Origin of the sequence: Alkalimarinus alittae (assembly GCF_026016465.1) — a bacterium.
GTDB classification, from domain to species: Bacteria; Pseudomonadota; Gammaproteobacteria; order Pseudomonadales; family Oleiphilaceae; genus Alkalimarinus; species Alkalimarinus alittae.
Genome location: NZ_CP100390.1, coordinates 1,551,537 through 1,576,541, shown reverse-complemented (window position 1 = coordinate 1,576,541; position 25,005 = coordinate 1,551,537). Strand labels below are relative to the sequence as shown.

Genomic DNA, 25,005 nt, shown 5'->3' with positions numbered 1-25,005 from the left:
AACACTTTGTTTAGCTTAACAAAGGCCTCAGAGCGTTTCTCATGGATTTTTAAACTCAATGGATACAGCAGGAAGGCTATGAAAAACACCAAAAGCTCATTGGTAAGAAAAACATTAAACGGCAAGAATATTCTTATCACAGGTTGCACCGGTTTTTTGGGTAAAGTATTACTAGAAAAGATCATTTCATCCATCCCTAAGATTGGATCAATCAATATCCTCGTTAGAGGCAGTTCAAGCTATAAAAGCGGTAGAGAGCGCTTTGAGCAAGAAATACTAACATCTTCAATTTTCGATTCATTAAGAGCAAAAGACCTACCAGCTTTCGAACACTTTTGCGCAACAAAATTAAACGTTATTACTGGCGAGCTGACTGAAAAAAACTTCGGTTTAACTGAAACTCAATTTTCAACATTAGCCAATGACATTGACTTGGTCGTCAACTCTGCCGCCAGCGTTAACTTTCGCGAAGCATTAGATAAAGCACTTAAGATTAATACCATCTGCCTTAATAATATCGTTGAACTGTCGAAGCGTGGCGGTGATATCCCTGTCGTTCAGGTATCAACCTGTTATGTTCACGGTTTAAATACCGGTGATATATACGAAGAGACTAAAGCGCCTTTCGGCAAGCAAATTCCACGTAATGAAAAGGGGCAATATCTAGTAGGTGACTTAATTGACCTACTTAAAGACAAAATTAACAATGTACGCTTCCCGACTAAAAACCCTGAAGCGCTGAGTAAAGCCTTGGTCGATTTAGGTATTAATGAAGCCAACAAGTATGGCTGGAATGACACTTACACATTCACTAAGTGGATGGGTGAACAGTTATTGATCGAGAAGCTTGAAGGCCAATCATTAGCCATTGTACGTCCCTCCATTATCGAAAGTACATTGAAGAGCCCTGTACCGGGTTGGATTGAAGGAATAAAGGTAGCAGATGCCATCATCTTCGCTTATGCAAGAGGTAAAATTGCTTTCTTCCCTGCGGACCCTAAAGGGGTTATGGATATTATTCCTGCAGACTTGGTTGCGAATAGCATTATTCTGTCTATGGCAAAAGTAATCAAATCACCAAAAGAAACCAACATATATCAGTGCTGTAGCAGCGGCTCTAACCCGGCCAATGTTAATGCCCTCAAGAAAACCATGATCAAAGAGGCGCGCGCTAATTACAAGGCTTACCCGAAGTTATTTAAGGGTAAGAAGCCTTCGGCTAGCTTCAACTTTGTGTCTAAGTCAGTCTTTGAAACCGCGATGAAAGCGATTCAATTACCCTTAGGAATGCTCAATGACGTTAATGCATTTTTGGGTAGAACAGATAAAACAAGCCTGATGCTTAAGAACATTGATACCGCGTTAACGCTCTCGACGACCTTTTCTTTTTATGGTTTCCCCAAATACCGTTTCCACAATGGAAAGTTATTATCCCTTGCAGAAGAACTGGGCGAAGCACCTGATGGAGAATTTGCTGTAGATGCCAAAATGATTGATTGGGAAGAGTATTTTGGCAAAAATCATATTGCAGGGCTTGAGAAGTATGCAATTAAAGAGAAGAAAGCGACTGTCAAAGTTGACGATAAAGACGTTAATACACTCAAAGAAACTGTAAAACAAGGTAAGAAAGCGGCTTAGTCATTTATCACTAAGAACACAACCCGTAGCCCTGATTCCGCTTCGCTGTATCAAGGCTACGGGTATATGTTTTTAAACCCAGTTGTTCCCATTAGACCTTTTAATCACTAAAAACGTGGGTACGCTATCGGCTTTTTGGCCAGCGACCACGCCAATCCCAAAATACCCCACATTACAAAACTTGTATGCACAAGTGTGAAGTACATAATAATCCACATCCATGCATTACCTGTATTGCCTAACCACAGATATAAGCCTGTACACCCGCAGAATACTAATCCACCACCCAACAGCGACATAAAAAATGTTTGTCTAACATGGTTAGTGCCGATTAATGAGCGGTCGCCGCCGCCATGCTTTATAAAAAGCCTTGCAAGAATAATAAATGATATACCCGGAAGAACTAATAAATTACACAGATACCAAGCTTCAGCTTGGTTCGCCAGTGATTGCTGTTCATTTTTTTTATTATAATTTCCGTAGGCCAATTTAAGCCTCCTCGCCACCAAATATGGCATATATTACTTCAGTAAGCGCACTGACAGTCGCCTCATCGTCCGTCAAAGGTTCAGCCATCGTTACTCGACAAGCCTCTAGTGGTGCAACACCACTCTTTATTAACTTGGCCGCATAAATAACCAGTCGAGTCGAAGCGGCTTCTTCAAGGTCATGGTCTTTCAAGTTTCTAAGGCTATTTGCGAGCTTAACAAGAACTCGCGCTCTAGCCTCATCAATACCGCTTTCTTTAACAACAATCGCCGTCTCAGATGCCTCGTCAGGATAATCAAATCGAAGCGCTACAAATCGTTGGCGCGTACTAGGCTTCATGCCCTTCAATAAGTTTTGATACCCTGGATTATAAGACACAACCAACATAAATCCAGGTGCCGCTTCGAGATACTCGCCGGTCCTTTCAATAGGTAATACTCGGCGATCATCTGCCAATGGGTGCAAAACAACAGTGGTGTCTTTTCTAGCTTCAATCACTTCATCAAGGTAGCAAATTGCGCCTTCTCGCACCGCTCTGGTTAATGGGCCATCTTGCCAAAAAGTTCCGTCTTTACCAATCAGGTGACGCCCAACTAAGTCGGCAGCAGTCAGATCATCGTGGCAAGAAACCGTGTAAATTGGACGCCCCAATTTCTCTGCCATATGTGCGATAAATCGTGTTTTCCCACAGCCAGTAGGCCCTTTAATCAATACAGGCAGTTGGTGGTTGTACGCGTGCTCAAACAACGCTTCTTCATTACCTTGTGGCTGATAAAAAAGGCCGTCGGTTTGGTCTTGTGGTTTTTCAAACGCATTCATAAAGCGGGTCCATGGATATATATTCTAAAAACAGACTCAAGTCAGCGGCTAAAGCGCATCATAGTTTGAATCTTCAGGATGCCGTTACCATACCCTGAAACAGCAAAAGCCCCCTTGACCGAGGTCAGACTAAGCCATCAGCTCAGTGAGTTAGTTACTTTCCTCCTTGTAGCAATCTAATCAGCCTTGCCATTGCATCACTTAGCTCTTCAGCTGCTTTCTCATCTCTATCAATTAATATCCAACGGTCATATTGACTTACCGGATGGTATAACCAGCAAATATAGCGGTCATAATCACACGAAAATTTAACAAATGGGTCTACGCCATACATATCCATTTTGCTGACTAATAACGTCGGCGCACCGTCTCTATCATACTTCTTCTCTTGAATCTGAAGCTCATTACCGTTGACATTAATACTGTACTTGGCGCCTTTATTCGCATTCTTTTGCTTTATTCTGGCACCTTGGTAAGGATGTGTAGAAAGAATACTGTTAATTCTCAACACTAGAGCATCGATTGAAGAATCAGTTAAATATAAAGTTTTAAGTGACTCTAGGTAGCTATCTTTGTTTTTTTCAAGCACTAAATCTGCCGTATTGACAGGCTCTTTCTTGATTACAACCGCATTCTTTTTTTCATCTGCTTCAGTAATCATCTTTAAAGACGGGATGTAAAATTCACCCTCTTCACCCGCTTGGAGAACATATATTTCAAACGATTTTTGGGCTAAATCAAACTCAGACTGCTGAAGTTGAACCTGTCCATTCAGATAGTGAAATTTGGCATCAAGGGGCACGTCTAACTCTGCTATTTTTTTAAGTTGCTCCTCAGCCTTATCCCATTGACTATTATCGATTGAATGCTGCACCGCCAATAACAAGCGTTTTGCTTCATGCTCAGGCGGAAGACCTGTTGCAACTGAAATTGATGGTAGAAGAATGATAAAAATTAACAGCCATTTTTTTGAAAATAATAAATGCATATATGCCACTATCTGCTTAGTCCGAGTTAACGTTTTAAGTAATGGTAGTTAAGAGGAGCCTTGTACCAAAGTAAAATTAAAACCTTTCTGATATATAAAACCATTAGTAGAAGAATAGATGAGAGAAGTTGTAAATGAAACCACCGAAATGATCTTTTGCTGCCTTATGCACGAATGCTAGAGAATGCATCACTGAGTGGAGCAGGTCTAGCTATTCCATATCCTTGGGCATGATCAACACCAATCAGTTTTAACATCGACAAAATTTCTGAGTTCTCGACAAACTCTGCAATGGTCTCCATCCCCATAAAATGAGCGAGTTCATTAATTGACTTCACTAAGGCTTGGTCTTTTTTGTTATTGACGATATTTTTAATAAATACACCATCAATTTTAATGTAATCCATTGGCAGTTTCTGAATATACGCATAAGAAGAAAGACCTGTTCCAAAATCATCCAGCGAAAACTTACAGCCTGTTTTTCTTAACACTTTAATAAAATCAGTCGCATCGGATAGGTTTGTTATTGCGGCTGTCTCAGTGATCTCAAAGCAAATTTTATGACGTGGAACCGAGGTCGCTGAAAGTTCGCTAAGTACAAAATCTAAAAAGTGTTCTTCGTTAATCGATGTGCCTGATAAATTGATAGAAAAGCCATCTACATTTTCAACAATGATTGGGTTGTTTTCCATCCACCTGAGTGTGTTGTGGATTACCCATTTATCAACTCGAGTCATCCGCCCAAAGTGTTCTGCTGCTTCTATAAGCGCCACTGGCGGCAGAATGTTTTTATCTTCATCGTACACTCCTAATAAAATTTCATAATGAGAGAATCGACCTTCGGCTTTATTTACCGGTCGAATCTCTTGGCAACGAAGCATTAAAAGATCTTCAAGGGAATGATCAATTTTCTGAATCCATGTCATCATTTCATCATGATGCGCCTGATCTCTGTCCTGCGGAGTATAAGCCGTAACGCGGTTACGTCCGTGCTCTTTTGAAAAGTTACACGCAACACTGGCTTTTTTCATCACCGTGTCACTACTATCTGAAGCGGCATCTATTTCAGTTAGCCCGGCACTAATCGTCACAATTAGTGCGTTTTCTTGCCATAAAAAGGTGCTATCCGAAACTGCAGTTCTAATGTTCTCACAAAGTACAGTACCTTCTTTTAACGCACAATGATCAAAGATTACGCCAAACTCATTACCACCGACTCGGCCACATATAGCCATTGGCCCCGCAGACTGTCGAACAACTGATGCAACATGTTTTAGCAGCTGATCACCGGCTATATGGCCATAGGTATTATTTACAACCTTAAATTGGTCAATATCTAAAAAGCACACCACATAGGCGGTTTGATTAGCCATTGAGTCTGCAACAGTGCGCTCTAGATTTCTTTCAAATGACTGACGATTTAAAAGACCGGTTAGCGGATCACAACTTGCCTGATTAGATAAATCTTCATAAACAGACTGTACCATTTGGTGTAAACCCTGATCTATAACCGGCACTTCTTCTTTATCTAATAGCGTTGCTTTGCCGCTATTCATTCGCTCAGCCAATTCGTCGAGCGATATGTCGATATCCTTCATGCCTTGGCTATCAACAAACACAAACCTAAATGACTTACTGCCAGACCACGCTAACCTCATCCTTTGGGCTACGTTCTCTTCATCAATTATCTCGACCCAATCGCCGATCACCATCATTCTTGCACGTTTATGCCAACGACTATTTCCAGGTTTATTATCTTCTGTCTGACTACGCGAGCTATCAGCAACAATTTGTTCTTGGTCCGTCTCAACAGACCAACGATAGGGTTCAGCAGGGCAAAGCGGTACTTTTTTGCCCTGTACTAAATATTCTTTTAGCTCTTCGATAATATTACTGTGTGTTGCTTGACCGGTCGCCTTAAGTTCTCGATCGATCATCGTTAAAAAGGTCGGAGCTTCTAGATCTTTTTCAAAGCTATCCCCTACCGACTCTTCGCCTTCTGACGACTCACCTAACCAAGCTAATAACTGGTCAAGTACTGCTAAAGACTCCTTAAAACGCTTACTGTCTTCACCTTCTCTAAGCAAGGTCACTAACATTAACTGCCGCCAACCACCTTCATCCAATAAAGACAGTAATATTTTAGGGATTTTCTTACCCTTAATTCGCCGATCAATTTCAGAAACAATTGTTTCCCTCGCTTCAGTCAGTCTCTGTTGACCTTCATAGGCTCGCGCAACGCGCTCTGCATTGCGTTTAAAGGCTTCTTCTTGCCGTGAAACTAAGTGACTTATTTCTATCAGCAGTTCTTCAAAAAGCCGCAGGTCGCCCGTATATTCTTTAATGATTCTGTTGGTAAAGTATTCTAAAGATCGCTCAATACTTCGGTTAGGCGTTCGCTTGGTGCCAGCCAGTTTCGCGAGTTGGTTGATCACCTGCCGAGCAGGGTGGCTATTATCAGAAAAAAACGTATGGTCTAATAAAACAACTTTGAGCACTGATAGCTTTAACTTTTTTAACCACCTTTTCAGAACAGTGCTTACACCTACTTGATCTAACAACGTCTCAAATAATCGATCGGTTATCTCAATCAACTCGTTGTCTGTTTTGCCTAACTGAGCCTCTTCTTTACCACTTTCGATCAGTTGTTTTTTGACAACATCCCTGAGAGGAAGCTCAACTACATTACCGGAGTAACCTTTGTTACGCGTTCTCTCACTTTGTTCTAACGCCTCTTTAAGTGAGTCTTCTTTGAGTTGCAGACTTTGCAGTTGATTAACGGCCTCAATAACATCACTAGATTGATAATAAGCATAACGAATATCTCTAACATTTGCTTCCGGCTGGCCTGACGATGCAGTGCTCCCCCCACTGTTCACGGCAACAGAAGCTTTAAGGTTTATAAGTCTTTGTAATGTCGCGTATGTGTCTCCCTGCGCACTGACCGACGACGGTGAATTTTGACTGTTTTGACCTGTCTCTCGTTGCGGCTGAGTAGTTGGAGCTCCAAATAGCTCTTCATCCGCCATTAACGGCGTGTTATCCAAAAAGTTTGTTTCTGAAGATGCACTCGGTTTTAATTCGTCCTGAGCAGCCTCTCTTTCTTGGTATGCCGTTTTTTTCGAGGGTTCCTTTTCACTTTGTGCCGTCCCACTTATACCATAACGCTCGGCTGCTGAAAGTAGAACTCCGTATATATCTTTAAGCTCTGAGTTTAAGATACGGCCTAAAATCTTATAAATAATTGGATAAGAAGAAGACGGTATTTTTAATAAACTACAGCCCTCTTGAAACGCATTTATGATAATAGAAGGGCCTACAGGACAGCTTTTAACGTCTACGCCTCGTCCAGAAATAACTTCAAAGATATAACATATACGGTTGAGTTCATATCCCAGGTCTTCTTCGATAAGCCTGATAGCAGAATTCATAGCCAACCAGTCTTCAAAGTCGTCTTTTTCTACAACAGATAGGGTCTTTTGTGTCTTTTTCACACTTTTGGGGGGAGTAGAACTTTGCGACTTTAATTTATCAATTAACGCTATCACGGCGTCTTTAGATACTTTTTCAGACAACCAATGACTGCGGGTTTCTAGCATTTGAAGGCTTACGGAAAAATCAGAACGAAGCACGCCATCCATCGATTCATTTATGGAGAGCATCAGCTTAACTTCAGCCTCTTTGATTGCTCTTTCAATCGCAAGCGGCAGATTTTCTAGAATAAGCTTGCGATAACTTAATAGCAGCTTTTCGGTGATGTCTTTTTTTTGCTGCTGTTGAGCTGTAAAAGGAGTATTTTGCATAATGCCTTAGTTTTGTGTGGCTGCGAGCCTCAATAAGTTCTTCTCAGATATCAACAGAGTATACCTTGTTGATTTATAGCATCTATTCTAAATAACGATTATTCTAAAATGGGCTCTATGCTAAATGATTCCCCTCTATTTAGAATAGACTAATGTTAAGAAAACTGCTTAATTTACCCATTATTATGTATTTTTTCTGTTTTTTTAATGGATTTCATTTCTGCAGCGGCTTCAGCGCTAAGCGCTATATCCAAATCACTGTTTTCAACAATCGCTTGAGGTAGCTCTTTTTTTACACGAACACCAAGATCAAGAAATTTTTGTGCCTGACTCACCAAATTACCTCGACCCTCTCGTAGAGAGTCCCAAGCTTCTTGATAAGTACCATTTGCAGTATTTAGTTGGCCGCCTAATCTATCCATTTTTTCTACAAAAACTCTTAATTTGTCGTACACTTTTCCGGCCTGGTCAGCTAAAACGCGCGCGCTTTGATTTTGCTTTTCAATAGACCAAAGAATTGAAACCGTGCGTAATGTCGCTAACAGTGTCGTTGGTGTCACAACCACAATACGACTTTCAAATGCGTCATTAAAAAGCGCTGAATCATATTCAAATGCCGCGATAAAGGCAGGTTCAACAGGTAGAAACATAAAAACAAAATCGGGCGAATTCATTCCTTTTAGCTTCGGATATCCCTTACCGCTCAAGCCTTTTATATGCGCTCGAATACACTGTACATAGGCTTTAATATGAAGATCTTTTTCTTCTTCGCTATCTGCCTCTATATACCGAGTATAGTCGATTAAAGACACTTTACTATCAATTATAATATGCTTACTTTCGGGCAGATGTATGATGAAATCTGGGCGCATGTTTTTGGCTTCATCATTTTTAAAGTTGGGTTCCCTCTCAAACTCTCGCCCTTTCTTCAGGCCTGACTGCTCAAGTATCATTTCGACCTGAATTTCACCCCATGTCCCCTGTAGTTTTTTATCCCCTTTGAGCGCTTTGGTAAGGTTTGATGCCTCATTCGTGATACGTTGATTAAGCTGATAGAGTACATCGATTTGTGTTTTGAGTGACGCCCTCTCTTTAGCTTCATTAACGTAAACATCATCTATTTTTTGACGAAAGCCCGTTAACTGCTCTTTGAATGGCGTGAGTAACGCATCAAGCCCTTGCTTGCTCTGCTCTGCAAAGTGCTTTTGTTTATCCTGAAATATCTGGTTAGCTAGATTTTCAAATTCTTGCTTTAAGTGCGCCTTATTATCTTCTAATAACTTAAGTTTCTCTTGCCAGTACTGCCGCTCTTTCTCATTCAGTTCCTCGTACATAGATTCAGCCTGAGCAAGTTGCTGATCTTTAAGATTTAACCGCCCTTTAAGCTCAGCTTCGTTGACTCGCATTTCAGATCGCGCCATTGCTCGCCCAATCATCATGCCAACCGCCAGCAAAAGAACGCCAGAGAAAACACCTCCGGCTAACAAATACCCTTCCATAACCTATCCCGCGTCTGAGCCGAACGTCTATTTATATTTAACAACTACTGATACTGAAGAATAACACTAAGAAAATCAGTACCGTATTTATCTAGTTTTTTCTGTCCTACGCCACTAACTGTGCCTAATGACTGTAATGTAGCAGGCTTTACTTCTATCATCTCTTTTAATGTTGCGTCATGAAAAATAACATAAGGCGGCACCCCCTGATCATCTGCTAGTTTTTTGCGACATGCGCGCAGCGCTTCCCATAGTGCTGAATTTTCTTCACTGACAGGCGCCCCTTTTTCACGACTTGAGCGACTGCTTTGCTTTTTAACCACAGGGTCAAGCCTAAACTCAACCTCTTCTTCGCCCCGCAATACGGCTCGACACTTATCATTGAGAAACAACTGTCCGTGATCAAAGTTTACGCTCAAATACCCTCTTGCCACTAACTGTCGGTATACCGAGCGCCACTGTGTATCACTTAAATCTTCTCCAATACCGAACGTGGTGACCTGATGATGGTTAAACTGAGACACCTTATCTGTCATTTTTCCTCTAAGTACATTGATAAGGTGAACCACGCCAAAACGCTGCCCAGTACGATACACACAACTGAGAGCTTTTCTCGCGGCATCGGTGCCATTCCAAGTCTTAACCGGGGTGAGGCAGTTATCGCAATTACCACATGGCTCTTTTAACGCTTCGCCAAAATAGTTCATTAAGGTTTGTCTGCGGCAGCTGGTGATTTCGGCCAGCCCTAGCATTGAATCTAGCTTGCGCTGTTCGATGCGTTTAAATTGTTCGTTCGCCTCAGAGCCTGCCATCATCTGTTTGAGCTTGATCACATCTTCTAAACCGTATGCCATCCAAGCCGTTGAAGGCAACCCATCTCGCCCTGCCCGGCCGGTTTCCTGATAGTAGGCTTCGATACTCTTCGGCAAATCTAGGTGCGCTACAAATCTAACATCGGGCTTATCAATACCCATTCCAAAGGCGATGGTTGCCACAATAACGACACTCTCTTCGCGTAAAAATCGTTCTTGATTCTGTTGCCTTTCTTCTTTGCTAAGCCCTGCATGATAGGGTAATGCCTTTATCCCTTGTTCTGATAACCACTTAGCCGTGCTATCTACTTTATTACGAGACATGCAATAAACCACACCCGCATCCGTCAGGTGCTCTTGCTGAATAAAGCTGAGCAGTTGTTGTCTGGCTTTAACTTTTTGAGTAATACGATATTGAATATTAGGTCGATCAAAGCCTGAAATATACACAGCGGCTTGCTGTAGTCCCAAACGAGCAACGATTTCTTCTTGTGTTTTGGCGTCTGCCGTTGCCGTTAGTGCAATTCTGGGCACGGCCGGAAAACGTTCTTGTAGAATACTAAGTTGTAAGTATTCTGAGCGAAAATCATGCCCCCACTGAGCAACGCAATGAGCCTCGTCTATGGCAAACAATGAAACACTCACACTACTGAGCCACTCAAGTGTTGAAGGTAGCATTAGGCGTTCTGGTGCAATGTAGACGAGATCTAACTCACCTTTTCTGACCAAGTTCTCAACCTCGGCATTGTGGCCTGGAGGCATAGATGAGTTCATACATGCCGCCCTAACCCCAACCTCACACAGCGCAGACACTTGATCTTGCATTAAGGCAATCAGTGGTGATATCACAACGCCTACTCCTGGCCGAATCAAGGCAGGAATTTGGTAGCAAAGTGATTTTCCACCGCCTGTGGGCATGAGGACAAACACATCTTGCCCTGCAACCAATGAATTAACGACCTCATCCTGAGGTGACCGAAATTGGGTATAACCAAATACCTTTTCTAGAATGTTATATGCTTCCTGCATCATAAGGGGAGTTTCTCACTTTTGTTCATTAGTCTGGATCGCGCGCTCACCAGTTTACATTACCGCATTAGTTGCTCCAACGGGAGGGCTGTTATCAAGTTGATCACCCAGGTTTCACTTAGTAATAAAAAACACAATGTATAGAATTAAAGAAAAAATAATTCTAATTGATATTTATACAGTAATAAGACTATCATAATACTGTTTATTCATACAGCATGATATTTATTATGAAAGTTACTCCGCTATGTATTTTACATTCGTCGTTTAAATCGACTAACGAAGTGCTCTCGGTACTGAGTCGTCGCCTTGCATGTGGCTTTCCATCACCTGCAGATGATTACGCTGAAAGCATACCGAGTCTTAACGAGCTACTTATAAAGCATCCTTCAGCGACTATTTTAGCTAAAGCGCAAGGTGACTCAATGATAGAAAGGGGGATCCTTGATGGTTCCCTGTTAATCATAGACCGATCCATTCAACCTGAAAATGACAGTACCATAGTGGCGTCTATTGCAGGGGAGTTAACAGTCAAGATCTTAGATTTGAAAAAACAAATGCTAAGACCTGCAAACCCAAAGCATCAGCCAATCCCTTTGCCTCAAGATATTGATGTGATTTGTGAAGGCGTGGTGACTTACTGTATTTCACCTCAGAAGAACTTTGCTTTTACATGCTAGCACTGGTCGATTGCAACGCGTGTTATGCCAGTTGCGAACAAATATTCAGACCCGATTTAAGAGGCAAGCCCATTGTTGTTTTATCAAATAACGATGGCTGCATTGTCACTCGCAATGCCCAAGCAAAAGCATTAGGTATACCTGGCCTCGTGCCTTTTTTTAAAATTAAGCCGTTACTAGAAAAGCATCATGTTCACGTCTTTAGCAGCAACTACGAGCTATACGGTGACATATCGGCACGATTAATGGGTTTGCTGGCAACACTAGGTGATCGGATTGAAATATACAGTATTGACGAAGCATTTCTTGAGCTTAACGGCTTTAGTGACGCTATCAGCCATGGTCAGTTAATTAAAAGGCTAGCATGGCAGCATCAACGAATGCCGGTATGCGTAGGTATCGCAGAAACAAAGACATTAGCGAAACTGGCAAACCACATCGCTAAAAAGTCAAAAAAACTGGATGGTGTTTGTCTAATTTCAAATATTGATCACTGGGAAAATGTCTTCAAAAAAATTGCAGTGGATAAAATTTGGGGGGTTGGTTCCAGAGTAGCCAAGAGACTTAACTTATTAAACATACACTCTGTTCATGACCTTAAACACCAACCGCCCAAATTCATCAAAAATGAATTTGGAGTAACCCTAGAGAGAACCGTACTGGAGTTAAATGAAGTTCGTTGTTTCGACTTAGACACCCAACCACCTCCCAAGCAAGAAGTATTTTGCAGCCGCTCTTTCTCAAAGAAAGTCACCTCTAAACGAGAAATCAGGGAGAGTGTCGCCAGCTATGCCAGCAGAGCCGCAGTAAAGTTACGGCAACAAAATGGGCTCACCAAAAGAATCTATGTAACGATCCAAACGTCGCGTTTTTCAAAGCAAGCTTACAGCAACAGTTGCACGGTATCGTTGCCCTACCCAACGAATGACAGTCGGGTAATCATCGGCACAGCGATCAAAGCTTCAGATGCTTTATTTCGTGAAGACTATGACTATGCACGGGCAGGAGTAGGCTTGCTAGAATTAACTCATAGCAAGCACTTCCAGAATGACTTTTTTCAAAATGATTCAGAGCAAGCTATCAAGCTGATGAGCACCGTTGACCAAATGAATAAACGATATGGTAACGGATGCCTATTTTTTGCAAGACAAGGTATTGCCAGAGATTGGTCAATGGCTCGACACTTTAAATCTCCGGCTTATACAACGCGGATATCCGACTTACCTATCGTTAAGATTTAATGTATATATCACTCTGCCTTTAACGCTAAAATTTTATCAATATCTTCAGCGCTATGACGATTTTCAAGCTGTTCCCACTCTTCACCCCAGCTTCGGTTAACAATACGACCTCGCTGTACGGCAGGGCGCGCTAAAATGGCTTTCGCCCATCGAAGAACATGGGTGTAATCTTCGACTTGAAGAAATTCTTTTGCTTCATAAAGGTTACCCAATACTAAATTGCCATACCAAGGCCAGGTCGCAATATCTGCAATGCTGTACTCGTCACCCGCGATAAACTCATTTTTCGCCAGTTGCTTATCTAACACATCTAGCTGACGTTTAGTCTCCATCGTGAAGCGGTTGATTGGGTATTCGAATTTTTCAGGAGCGTAAGCGTAGAAATGACCAAACCCGCCGCCTAAATAAGGCGCAGAGCCATGTAACCAGAACAGCCAGTTGAAGACTTGAGTACGCTTTACGCCTTTTTCAGGCAGTAATGCACCCAATTTTTCAGCAAGATAAACCAGAATGGAGGCGGACTCAAAAATAGGTTCAGCACCGTCACTACTAGAGTGATCCACTAATGCTGGAATCTTAGAATTAGGGTTAATATCCACAAAGTCTGTTGAGAATTGGTCGCCTTCAATAATGTTAATCATGTGAGCGTCGTATTCTGCTGCCTTTCCTAAGGCTAATAACTCCTCCAACATAATGGTGACTTTTTGCCCATTAGGCGTGCCCATAGAATACAACTGCAAAGCATGCTCACCGACAGGTAGCGTTTTTTCATGGGTTGCACCTGAGGTTGGCCTATTAAGACTTGCCCATTGACCGCCATTTTCTGCATCGAAAGCCCAGATGTTGGGTGGTGTGTATTGATTTTCCATCATCACTCCTATGTTTATTTTGTAGATCAATCAAATGTTTCAGCTAGTTTTAGCTCTGGCTACGATATTTAGCAAGCCTGCAAACCATAAAAAGGCAATCAACGCCGCGTAGAAAGGAAAACAATACTCTATTACTCCTAAATAGCCTTTTATACTGCCAGTATTGTGGCCAAGGCCCGCGACATTTGCGCAGAAGAAAATGATCGCAAGAAGTGATGTAGATGTACCCGCACTGACGAGTGCTGTCACCCTCCTTCGTCTCGATCCAAAAAACAATAGCAAAACGGGAATCCAACTTGATGCCCAAACATACTGATAGCGTTCAGTGTAAATATCTACCTGCTCCCTCGGTCGCCATTCATTCATTGTCAATGCCTCCTCACGAGGCATCTCTTCGCTGTATCCCCGAAGGCGTAGTTGCCAGGCGATCTCACGAACACTTCTTCCAAATTTTGGCGTATAACTACCTGGTAGTTGATCTTTAGATAGCTCAGTTATTTTTTCATAAACGGCACTGGGCCAAAGGGTTTTCAAGTCTAATTTTTGCCAGGATGCGCAATGTGTAATGGCGCTTAATAATAAACGCAGCCGCTCTAAATCATCACCTGCAACCTCTTCGATATTAAGCAATAACACCGACAAAGCCTTAGCATCGTTAATAGTGCCGGCTGTACAAAGCGACTCGTCCCAAAATACTTTGTACTGAGCAATCGACAATTTGTTCATGGGTAGCAAACCATCCATCCTAAAACTCTCTAACATACGTTTAACGCCTTCTTCTTGTGTCGGTGCCATTAGCGTATGAGTCTGTAGTAAAAAAGCGGCAAGCCCCCCCAGGCCGCTGTAATAGTTGCTGTTATACCCGGCAGGCTTTTCTGTGGTTGTAATTATTTTGATCCATTGCAACAACGGTGCATTTGTAACTATGTTATTTTCTGCCAGTGCCCATATCACATAGCTCCAGTGCAATGCTCTTAGGTAGTCTGCATCTGATTTAATCGTATCAGGAAATGGAAACTCAAAGCCTGCAAGGTCTTCCGCTTTAACCTGATTTTTCACCCAATCCACATACTCCTCAGACTTATAAATTCGAATATTGAATCCGCTATAATAGCGGCGGGAAATGTACTGATTCATGGAAGGTGGTGGCGTATTCAGAGAAGATATTTTATTGCCCGGTCCGTCTTGCCCCAAACTAATAAAAAGCATGCCCAGCGTTTTTGTCTCCTTAAAAACGTCTGACTCAACCCGCATATTTCGAAAGACCTGCTCAAACATAGGCTCAGAATACTGTCGCATTTTCTTTAGGTAGTTCAACAAAAACTGGGTATTAATGGGTGCTTCAGAATTAACATACATATAAGCATCCAACAATAAGGTAGCGATTTCCACCCCGCCATTCACATAGCCCGGATGTTCGGGAACCACTGTCCCTTTATCAATAATGATATTCAGCCATTCTTCTATCGGAGCATTAACCGACTTACCCGTCTTTGCTAAAGACCATACCAAATAGCTCGAATGCAGTGCTTGTATATAGTCATCGTCTGCAACTAACCATTCAGGAAAGTCCATTGATGGGTATTCTGTGTGAGTATTTATATTTTGGACGGCATCTAAATAATCTTTACGATTTTTGATTCTAATGCCACTTTTTGGATACTCGGGCGAGTCCTTAAGAAAACTCCACCCCTGCAATAACGCCCCAAAAGATGCTTCGGTTACTGGGTCAAGCCGCTGCTCTTGAGCATTAACTGACTGAGCAACCAAGTAAACAAAAAGGCAAAGAGCAAAAGCAGCATTAATGACTGGGGTGCATTTACGCTTAAGCGCACTTTTTATTGTTATGCGTCTGATGAGTCTGATTTCCATTTAGACATTTCTTCTTTGATAAAGTGATTAACTAAATCACGATACATTTTCTCAATTGCACCTGGACATAAACCTTCTGATAAAGCCCAGGACCGGCGCTGTTCAAGCATCGCTTTAAATCGCTCAGGGGCGCGAACAGATGTTTCCGAAGTTTTAAACTTTGATGCCGCTTTAACATATTGAAACCGTTTACCCAGAATAGCGATAATGTCTCTATCCATGTTGTCTATCTCTGTGCGGATATCCTCCATTCCCGAACAATTTTCAGGCTCAATATTGTTTTGGTATATCAATTTTATTCCTTAATTTTAATAAAACACTCAGATCTAACAAAACGTTTGATTTCTCTACCAACCATAATAGCTGTGTCTGGTCTTGTTAGAAAATTATGACACTAAACAGTGATAACGCCTCTCAAATACTGAACGGCATTGCCAGAAATGAGCACCCTGTCTCCTGAAACCAAACAGTTGAGTACACCACCACGCTTTGAGGCTTGATACGCTACCAAGTCTTTCTTACCAAGACGATCAGCCCAAAGCGGAGCTAGACCTGTATGAATAGAGCCCGTAACAGGGTCTTCGTCTCCGCCATTCGCTGGCCAAAAGTACCTAGATACAAAATCGTATTCTTGCGCTTCTGACTGACAGGTCACCACCACATCAAGCGGTTTGAGTAGCACCAGGGATTCGTTGTTGCGTTGCACAGATAACACTTCAGACTCAGATTCATAAATCACGAAATATGCTTGCGAGTTACTATAAACATCTACCGGAGGAATAGAGAGGCCGGCTATCAAGTTGTCAGGGATGACGCTAACCTTCTGAGGTTTGGTATTCGGAAAATCCATCTGAATCTTGCCTGATTCAGTTTTCTCTACGATCAACTCTCCAACGGCCTGTGCGGTAAAGGTAATACGGGTTAACCCTGGGCTCTTGTCAAACAAGACGAAAGCGGAGGCCAGGGTAGCATGCCCACAAAAATCGATTTCAGTAAGTGGTGAAAACCATCGAATTTGATAGACTGATGTTCCAGCCAAAACTAAGAAAGCGGTCTCAGAAAGGTTATTTTCTGACGCTATAGACTGCATTAAATCATCGGATAGCCATTCATCGGTAATAATCACGGCTGCTGGGTTTCCGCCAAAAACAGAATCTGTAAAAGCATCTACTACTGTTATTTCGAGTTCCATTCAATCCCCTTATATTTATAAATAAGCTTACCCAAGAACAAAGTAAGTCGCGACTGTGCGCGACTTACTCTTATTAATCAGGCAATCGCTAAATAGACTCCACCCAGTGCAATGACTCCACCCGCCAATCGACTAACCGCTTGAACATTTGCTTGTTTCATCAACATACCCATGCCAATACCTGCAAAGTGAAGCATGGCTGTTGCTAGCGCAAAGCCGATTGCATAAGTTGCAGCACTCATTGAAACCGGCATTTCTGTGCCATGTGCATGACCATGAAAAATAGCAAACAGGCCAACAATAAGGCTGCTGAATACTAACGGCGCTTTGTAAGCACTGGCGATCAACACACCTAAAATCAAAATAGACACTAGTATGCCTTCTTCGACAAACGGTAGAGACACACCCGAGAAACCAAGAATACCCCCTAACACCATGACACCGACAAACGTGCAAGGCACCACCCATGATGCTTTACCACCAGACTGTGCCGCCCAAAGACCTACAGCGACCATGGCCAACATGTGGTCTAAGCCACCTATTGGGTGCCCGAAGCCATGCATAAACCCTGTTAACTCACCGCCACCAGCATGTGCAAAAGCAATACCCGGAAGAGTAGCGAACAAACCGATCAACATTAGTGCAACTTTTTTCATTTTATTTCTCCTTAGTTAGTATTTAAAACTATGTAGCAGCTCGTAAAGCGATGCTGCTTAATATTAATAATTATTTATCGCCTGTACGACTTGGTTCTTTGCATCTAATTCACGCTCAGATAACAAACCTATTCTCAAAATGGCTTTCTCATGACCTAAAAAGATAACACGTAATAGAACCCCCCTCTTAGCAAAAAATTGACTGATCTTGAGTGCATCTTTTTTGTTTAAGAAATAAGACGAAAACAACCCGGCATGCACCGCCCTCTCAACTTCATATTGAGTGATTAATGGTAAAAATATTGCCTGCGTCATTTGGGCATTTTGAGCAATTGAAATACGAGCCCTTGTCTGCCAGTCACGATCAGTTAATGCTTGAATGGCTAATGCTTGTGCAGGCCCATTCACCTGCCACAACCCAAGCGCATCAGACAGTTTTTGAATTAAACCTGTATTTGAAAAAACAAAGCCTAACCGAATACCCGCTAAGCCAAAGAACTTACCAAAAGAACGCAATACGACGATGTTATCTGGCAATGAATTTTCTAGTAAGCTTTTGTCGGGTGTTAAGTCCATAAACGCTTCATCCACTATCAAATATGACCCTTCCGCTAATTGACTCGCCCAATTTAGGAGTTGTTCCCTAGAAAATATTACACCCGTAGGATTGTTTGGGTTTACCACCAACAGATGCTGCTGCGGATTTCGAGTGAGGGTTGTTTGAATATAATCAATGGCCTCTTCACTATGGCAAGAAGGATAGTGATCAATGACAGATTCTGTTTTTGACCAATGTTTTTCATGTTCTTTATAACCCGTTTCCGGGATCAGAATAGGTTGTTTTAATAACAGCTTAGGCAAAGCCTGTATCGCCGCCTGAGTGCCTGAAACGGGTATAACGTTATCCGCCTTATAATAAGACGCTACGGCCTGATTAAATGCGTCTGATAGATAAGGTAATCGATTAAATGCCGCTGATGATATCGAATCCACAGGATAAGGTTCGGGATTAATCCCCGTAGACAGGTCTACCCATTGATCGACAGGAATACCATATTGAGCAGAAGCCGCTTCTAAATCACCGCCATGCAAAGGCAAAAATGTTTCAGCCTTAATCATAACAACAACCCCAGGCCGACACTGACAATGGCAATCACCAGTAACCATAGTAGTAAGGCTCTATTCAATAATTCACAAGCCTTGTTAATGGATTCAGCGACCGGTATCTCTCCACCCATATCCACATCAGGCCCTAATGCTTGCCTTATTTGTAATTCATTATGGTATTGAGCCGCCCCACCCAGAGACACATTCAATGCGCCTGCTCCGGCGGCCATCACAGGGCCTGCATTGGGGCTTTTCCAGCTAAAGCCTTGTTGCCGCCAACACTTAAGTGCCAACCTTGTATTGCCAACAAACGAATAACTCAGGGCGGTTAAACGGGCAGGTATCAAATTCAACAGATCATCAAACCTGGCTGCCGCCCAACCAAATGCAATAAAGCGTTCGTTTTTATAGCCCCACATCGCATCAAGGGTGTTACTTAAACGATAAATAACAACCCCTGGCACACCCAATACACAAAACCAGAAGATGGCCGAAAATATGGCATCTGAGCCATTTTCTAACACAGATTCTGTTGCGGCTTTTGCAATATCTGTTTCAGATAAATGCTCGGTATCACGGCTCACAATCAGGGAAACGGCTTTTCTGGCTTGCGCCAGATTTTTCTGCTGTAAAGGTTGGCTGATATTCAAGGCATGCTGAATAAGGCTCTGCCAGCCAATGGCTAAATACAATACGAACGCAGAAAAAAGCATGTATAACACTGAAACATCTTGCAGTAGGCTATCAATCAGCACAAAAACAAACGTTATAGGGGCTATCGCTATAAACACGGCTATCAACCCTTTTAATTTCTTATGAGCGCCATTATTCAGCCCTTGCTCAATACGGTTTGCGATATTGCCAAAGCCGACCAGCGGATGAAACCGTTTTGCTTCTCCCAACATGCGATCAAAAATAAGCGCTAACAACACGATCACGAAGGTATCCATCATCACGCTTTTTCAACCGGTAAAGACAGTAGCGACTTCAATAATTCAAACGGTAAAGCTTTTTCTACTTCTGTCGCGAGTCGATCAATTTGTTGCCCTCGGTAAGCGGGGTAATCAAATGCTTCAACAGTTGCCAAACCAGCCCACTGCAAAAGGGAGTCGAGTAACTCTGGCTGATCAAATACACCGTGGATGTAGGTGCCTAATACGGTGTTGTCTTGATTGATCGCGCCATCAAAAAACGTTTCGCTGGAGTCTTTATGACTGATGGAAAATACAGGGGAATCTAACGCCTCACCCTGACTAACCCCCGCATGAATCTCATAACCGGTAACCGGTATATGTTTGTCTACACTCACGCCTTGCACATTACGCAAGGTCTTTTCACCGGTGAGCGTTGTTTCCATATTGAGTAACGAAAGTGCATTACTTGAGCCTGCGGCTGATTCGACAGCATCGGGGTCATGTATTGCCTTTCCGAGCATTTGAAAACCACCACAGATACCCACTACCTTGCCGCCTAAGCGTAAATGTCGTTCTATGATGGCTTGCCAACCACTCTCGATTAACCACTGCAAATCACTACGCACACTCTTGCTGCCGGGCAAAATGATTAAGTCTGCTCCGTTGAATTGTTGAACCCCTTTCATAAACTGACAGTCGACTTGCGGATGCATACGCAACACATCAAAGTCGGTATGATTACTGGCTCTCGGGTAAGCAGGAATAACCACTTTTAACTGTTGATAACGGCTTGCGGCATTGTCTTTTTGGTTTTGTGAAATACTATCTTCTGCTTCAATATGCAGGTTTTGGATATACGGAATAACCCCCAACACCGGCACAGAAGTACGTTCTTCTAACCACCTCAACCCTGATTCAAGCAGAGACACATCGCCCCTAAACCGGTTAATCACAAACCCTTTCACGCGCTGCTGTTCAGATTCACTTAGCAGTTCATAAGTGCCTAACAGGTGTGCAAACACGCCACCACGATCAATATCTGCCACAATAATGACCGGGCAATCGACCCGCTCAGCAAACCCCATATTGGCAATATCATGCTCACGCAAGTTAATTTCTGCAGGGCTACCTGCGCCCTCCACTACAACCACTGAATATTTTTCTTGCAGCGCTCGGTGAGCGTCAGTCACGGTTTCAAGTAATTCAGGTTTGAACTCGTGATATTCCTTAGCTTGCATATTGCCAATAGCACGCCCGTTGACAATCACCTGCGATCCGCAATCACTGTTAGGCTTTAGCAATACTGGGTTCATTGCAACCGAAGCGGGTAAATAACAGGCTTCTGCCTGAACCGCTTGCGCTCTGCCTATCTCACCCCCTTCAATCGTAACGGCACTATTAAGTGCCATATTTTGGGGTTTAAAAGGGGCAACACCCACCTTGTGACGGGCTAATATTCTGCAAAGTGCAGTCACCAGAATGCTTTTACCGGCGTCTGAGGTTGTGCCCTGAACCATGAGGGTGTGTGGATTTTTAAACACGGCTATTCCCTTCTTGTGTTGCGTCTATTTCTAACAATAAGTCTTGTAATTTTTGGGCATACTCACCGGGTTCCTGCCACAATCCGCGTTGTGTTGCTTCGAGTAAACGCTCAGTCATTTCTTCAAGCGAGTGCGGGTTGTGCTCTTTTAAAAAGGCCTGATTATGCTCATCAAACACTAACGCATCAGCCACCTTTTGGTACTGGTAATCAGCAATCAGATTGGTGGTTGCATCATAGGCAAAGAGGTAATCAATACTGGCGGCCATTTCGAACGCACCTTTATAACCATGTTCCTGCATTGACGATATCCACTTTGGGTTCAACACCCTAGAGCGAATGACACGGTTTAGTTCTTCTTTTAATGTGCGGATTTTTGGCGCAGATGGGTTAGAGTGATCATTGTGATAAACCACTGGCATATCGCCACGGTAAGTATTGACAGCATTAGTCATCCCGCCCTGAAACTGATAGTAGTCATCTGAGTCTAAGATATCGTGTTCGCGGTTATCCTGATTTTGAATCACCGCTTCGAGTTTTGATAGCCGGTTTTGAAACGCTGTTTTAGCCTCGACGCCATCGCCTGAAACTTTGTCATTACCGTAAGCATAACCACCCCAATTTAAGTAGGCTTCGGCTAAATCGCTTTGCTGCTCCCAACAACGCTCATCAATCAGGCCTTGCAGACCCGCTCCATAAGCGCCAGGTTTACTGCCAAACACACGATAACTGGCTTGACGCTTAGCGTCACCCTCACTGTAACCTTCGCTCAATAGTTCTTGCTGGCGGGCCTCGATATGTTGACGAATAGTATTGGTTTTACCGGGCTCTTCAAATTCTGAAATCGCTTGTACCGCCGCATCAAATAACTTCATTACATTGGGAAATGCATCGCGAAAAAAGCCTGACACGCGTAAAGTGACATCAATCCTCGGTCGCCCTAACAACATGGCCGACATGATTTCAAAATCAACCACACGATGTGAACCCGCAGCCCAAATCGGCTTAACCCCCATTAAGGCAAAAGCCTGGGCAATATCGTCCCCACCTGTGCGCATGGTGGCTGTACCCCACACAGAAAGCCCAACTTGTTTAGGGTAATCACCGTGCTCTTGTAAATGCCGTTCTATCAACGCCTGTGCTGAACGCTCACCGATTGCCCACGCCGCGGGTGAAGGTATCGCGCGATTATCTAACGAGAAAAAGTTACGACCTGTCGGCAATGTATCAAGACGCCCTCTTGTTGGCGCACCACTCGGCCCGGGTGGAACGAATACCCCATTGAGACCTTGTATCAACGATTGAATTTCAAGCACTGCCGATTGTTCAAGCGCCTTTAAAATAGTGTGTTGCACATATCGTAGCTGGGCCGCTGTGTTAGGGTAAGATAGCGTTAGTTTATCAACACTTTCTCTATCAGCAGACAACACATAATCACTCACCCACTGCATAGCTAACAGCTCCAAGCGCTCACGGGTATCGGCTTGAGTTCGCCACGCTGACTCACTCAGATCAATTAATAACCGGGGTTTATTGCCTAGCCAAGGTTCACTGCTCGCAGCCAATGGATCAAAGCTTTCACCCTCAACAGTCAAGTCAAAATCTATTGCCAGATTATGCAATATACCCTGACTGTGTGGCTCATTACCTCTTGGTAAACGTAGCAGAGCTACGATCGTGTCACTCAGTTTATCGGTATCGGGTAGAGCACCAAGGATATGCAAACCGTGACGAATTTGTGCTTCTTTAATGTCACATAAGTAGGCATCTAACTGCATCAATGTATTGTCGTCTGCGGCATCAGCAGCCAGACCTAATTCCTCTGCGACATTACTTTGCTGAACTTTTAGTAAAATCTGTTCTCGCAACCATTCTTCACGGCGAACATCCATGCCCATTGCCTGATAATACTCGTCAACTAAGCCTTCGAGATCGGCCAAATCGCCATAGGTTTCAGCACGCGTCATGGGGGGCATTAAATGATCAATAATAACGGCCTGAGTACGGCGTTTAGCCTGCGCGCCTTCACCAGGGTCATTCACAATAAAAGGATAAAAGTGTGGCATCGGGCCCAATGCGATATCTGGCCAGCATTGGTCAGACAGTGCCGTCCCCTTGCCTGGCAGCCATTCCAGATTACCGTGTTTACCTACATGCACGATGGCATCAACCTGATAGCAATGACGCAACCAGAAGTAGAATGCCAAATAACTGTGGGGAGGAATCAGGTCAGGGTCATGATAATTCGCTAACAGGTCTATATTAAAACCACGGGCGGGTTGAATACCGATAAAGGTCTCGCCTAACCGAATGCCTGCAAGCATTAAACGACCGTTGCGGCATTTAGGGTCTTGTTCAGGCGCGCCCCATTGCTGCCAAATGGCATCCTGAGAACTTTGTGGCATCGCCTTAAAGTGTTCCATATACTCATCAACGGCCATGCTTTGCCAACAGGGTAGCTGATGTAGAGTGTTCGGGTTGTTAGTAACCGACCCCAACAATTCTTCAATCAATGCCGTACCGTTGGCGGGAATATTTTCAACCGCAAAACCTGCTTGCTGAAAAGCGTTTAAAATATTGATGGTTGATGCCGGTGTATCGAGACCTACGCCATTACCTATGCGTCCATCTTTGGTTGGGTAATTCGCCAGTATCAGGGCAATGCGTTTCTCGCTGTTTTCTTTAAGCGATAAAGCGCAATATCGCCTGGCCAACTCAGCAACAAATTTTGCTCGATTCTCTTGCAATGCATAGCGGACAACTGAGATTTCGCAACGATCACTGTAATGGCTTTCAGCTTTAAAACTGATAGCCCGAGTGACAATACGCCCATCCATTTCTGGTAAGACAACTTGCATTGCAATATCACGGCTGCGTAACCCCTGACTGTATTGAGCCCAGTCTTCTTCTGTACTGCTAGACAAGACCAACTGCAATACAGGTAAGGCTCTAGCAAAAGGTGATTTAAATAACGTAGGCTCAGATGATAGGTCTGGGCTAGAAACCGTATTGCTGGCAAAACTGGTTGTATTAAGCACCAAACAAGCGCCACTTTGCTCAATCAACGCATTAACCAGTGCGATTGATTCAGCATCTTTTAATGATGCAACCGCAATAGGCAACGGGTTAATACCTTGGTCTTCCAAGGTTACAATCAAGTCATCGAACATTGCCGTATTGGCACTTTGCAGATGGCTTCGATAAAACAAAACAGCGCAAACAGGGGCATCAGTTTTTTGCTGTTGCCAACGATCTTGCCAATCACTAAAGCTTGCTTGTGAATGTTTCAGCGACGAGCCAGGCATGTACAGCATGCAGTGAGGCAATGCTTGAGGTTCATGCCACTTGTATGAGCCCCCCATGTACTGATCAGCCAAAAAGTACAATAAATGCTGATTATTGAGTACCCCACCTTCACGCAAATAGCGCCAAATCTTAACCGCAGACGACTCAGCCACCGTTGATGCAGCAAACAAGCTGTCATCAGGCGTATCGTCACCCGGCACTAGAATCAAAACCCGAGGGTTATCATCTGTACTTTTAGAGGCCCACTGTTGTAATCGTTCAAACCCGTACTGCCAGTAGTTTTGTCCCCCCAGTAAAGAGACAATAACGACATGTGCATGATCCAACACTTTCGTCTGATAAAGGTCAAAAGCCGCAGGCTTTAACAACTGCATCCAGTTAGCCAAACGAATGCTCGGAAAGTCTTCAGGTAAGGACTCGGCACTACTCGCCAATGCTGCCAGGGAGCTATCGGCAGCAGACAATATAACGATATCAGCGGGTGACTGGTCGAGGTCGATAATGCCCTCGTCGTCGACGAAGCCACCGGGTTTTGCTGCTAAAAGATGCAT

General features: G+C 43.3%; 18 protein-coding genes. 3 read left to right on the top strand and 15 right to left on the bottom strand.

Features of this window, described 5'->3' with window-relative positions; translation table 11 throughout:
- Positions 1-78: 78 nt before the first annotated feature.
- Complete coding sequence (locus NKI27_RS07130; RefSeq protein WP_265048981.1) at positions 79-1,638, top strand: fatty acyl-CoA reductase; 1,560 nt, start codon at positions 79-81, stop codon at positions 1,636-1,638.
- Positions 1,639-1,745: 107 nt separating this feature from the next.
- On the opposite strand, the gene NKI27_RS07125 is transcribed toward NKI27_RS07130, so the two are convergent.
- The 6 genes from NKI27_RS07125 to recQ all read right to left on the bottom strand — a co-directional run bounded on the left by NKI27_RS07125 (position 1,746) and on the right by recQ (position 11,080).
- Positions 1,746-2,126: a hypothetical protein gene (locus NKI27_RS07125; RefSeq protein ID WP_265048980.1), complete on the bottom strand. Its 381-nt coding sequence runs from the start codon at positions 2,124-2,126 to the stop codon at positions 1,746-1,748.
- Between the two features lies 1 nt (position 2,127).
- Entirely contained in the window at positions 2,128-2,946 is an 819-nt protein-coding gene (locus NKI27_RS07120; RefSeq protein ID WP_265048979.1) for a CbbQ/NirQ/NorQ/GpvN family protein, read from the bottom strand.
- 154 nt (positions 2,947-3,100) lie between these two features.
- Complete coding sequence (locus NKI27_RS07115; protein WP_265048978.1) at positions 3,101-3,934, bottom strand: tetratricopeptide repeat protein; 834 nt, start codon at positions 3,932-3,934, stop codon at positions 3,101-3,103.
- Between the two features lie 164 nt (positions 3,935-4,098).
- On the bottom strand, positions 4,099-7,737 hold the full coding sequence (locus tag NKI27_RS07110) for a DUF1631 family protein (protein ID WP_265048977.1): 3,639 nt from the start codon (positions 7,735-7,737) through the stop codon (positions 4,099-4,101).
- A gap of 173 nt (positions 7,738-7,910) precedes the next feature.
- Positions 7,911-9,236 carry a DNA recombination protein RmuC gene (locus tag NKI27_RS07105; RefSeq protein WP_265048976.1) on the bottom strand — a complete coding sequence of 442 codons (1,326 nt, stop codon included), beginning with the start codon at positions 9,234-9,236 and terminating at the stop codon, positions 7,911-7,913.
- Positions 9,237-9,280: 44 nt separating this feature from the next.
- The gene (recQ, locus tag NKI27_RS07100; RefSeq protein ID WP_265048975.1) at positions 9,281-11,080 is read right to left on the bottom strand and encodes a DNA helicase RecQ; all 1,800 of its coding nucleotides are present in this window, start codon (positions 11,078-11,080) and stop codon (positions 9,281-9,283) included.
- A 227-nt stretch (positions 11,081-11,307) separates the two neighbouring features.
- Between recQ and NKI27_RS07095 the strand changes: the two genes are divergently transcribed.
- Entirely contained in the window at positions 11,308-11,757 is a 450-nt protein-coding gene (locus NKI27_RS07095) for a LexA family protein (protein ID WP_265048974.1), read from the top strand.
- Positions 11,751-12,998 (top strand): Y-family DNA polymerase, encoded by a 1,248-nt coding sequence (locus NKI27_RS07090; RefSeq protein WP_265048973.1) that lies wholly within the window; start codon positions 11,751-11,753, stop codon positions 12,996-12,998. The genes NKI27_RS07095 and NKI27_RS07090 overlap by 7 nt, the downstream gene beginning before the upstream one ends.
- An 8-nt stretch (positions 12,999-13,006) precedes the next feature.
- Here the strand turns inward: NKI27_RS07090 and yghU are convergent, their stop codons facing one another.
- The 9 genes from yghU to cobN all read right to left on the bottom strand — a co-directional run bounded on the left by yghU (position 13,007) and on the right by cobN (position 25,005).
- On the bottom strand, positions 13,007-13,867 hold the full coding sequence (gene yghU, locus NKI27_RS07085; protein WP_265049486.1) for a glutathione-dependent disulfide-bond oxidoreductase: 861 nt from the start codon (positions 13,865-13,867) through the stop codon (positions 13,007-13,009).
- Between the two features lie 39 nt (positions 13,868-13,906).
- A complete protein-coding gene (locus NKI27_RS07080; protein WP_265048972.1) occupies positions 13,907-15,739 on the bottom strand; it encodes a hypothetical protein in 1,833 nt (610 codons plus the stop codon).
- Entirely contained in the window at positions 15,712-16,032 is a 321-nt protein-coding gene (locus NKI27_RS07075) for an isochorismate lyase (protein ID WP_265048971.1), read from the bottom strand. The genes NKI27_RS07080 and NKI27_RS07075 overlap by 28 nt, the downstream gene beginning before the upstream one ends.
- 101 nt (positions 16,033-16,133) lie before the next feature.
- The gene (locus tag NKI27_RS07070) at positions 16,134-16,931 is read right to left on the bottom strand and encodes a PhzF family phenazine biosynthesis protein (RefSeq protein WP_265048970.1); all 798 of its coding nucleotides are present in this window, start codon (positions 16,929-16,931) and stop codon (positions 16,134-16,136) included.
- 77 nt (positions 16,932-17,008) lie between these two features.
- Positions 17,009-17,587 (bottom strand): HupE/UreJ family protein, encoded by a 579-nt coding sequence (locus tag NKI27_RS07065; protein ID WP_265048969.1) that lies wholly within the window; start codon positions 17,585-17,587, stop codon positions 17,009-17,011.
- A gap of 63 nt (positions 17,588-17,650) precedes the next feature.
- Entirely contained in the window at positions 17,651-18,706 is a 1,056-nt protein-coding gene (locus NKI27_RS07060; protein WP_265048968.1) for a threonine-phosphate decarboxylase, read from the bottom strand.
- Positions 18,703-19,647, bottom strand: coding sequence for an adenosylcobinamide-phosphate synthase CbiB (gene cbiB / locus NKI27_RS07055; RefSeq protein WP_265048967.1), 945 nt, complete (start codon positions 19,645-19,647; stop codon positions 18,703-18,705). Before cbiB ends, NKI27_RS07060 begins: the two co-directional genes overlap by 4 nt.
- Complete coding sequence (locus NKI27_RS07050; protein ID WP_265049485.1) at positions 19,647-21,125, bottom strand: cobyric acid synthase; 1,479 nt, start codon at positions 21,123-21,125, stop codon at positions 19,647-19,649. Before NKI27_RS07050 ends, cbiB begins: the two co-directional genes overlap by 1 nt.
- A gap of 16 nt (positions 21,126-21,141) precedes the next feature.
- Positions 21,142-25,005 (bottom strand): cobaltochelatase subunit CobN, encoded by a 3,864-nt coding sequence (gene cobN / locus NKI27_RS07045; protein ID WP_265048966.1) that lies wholly within the window; start codon positions 25,003-25,005, stop codon positions 21,142-21,144.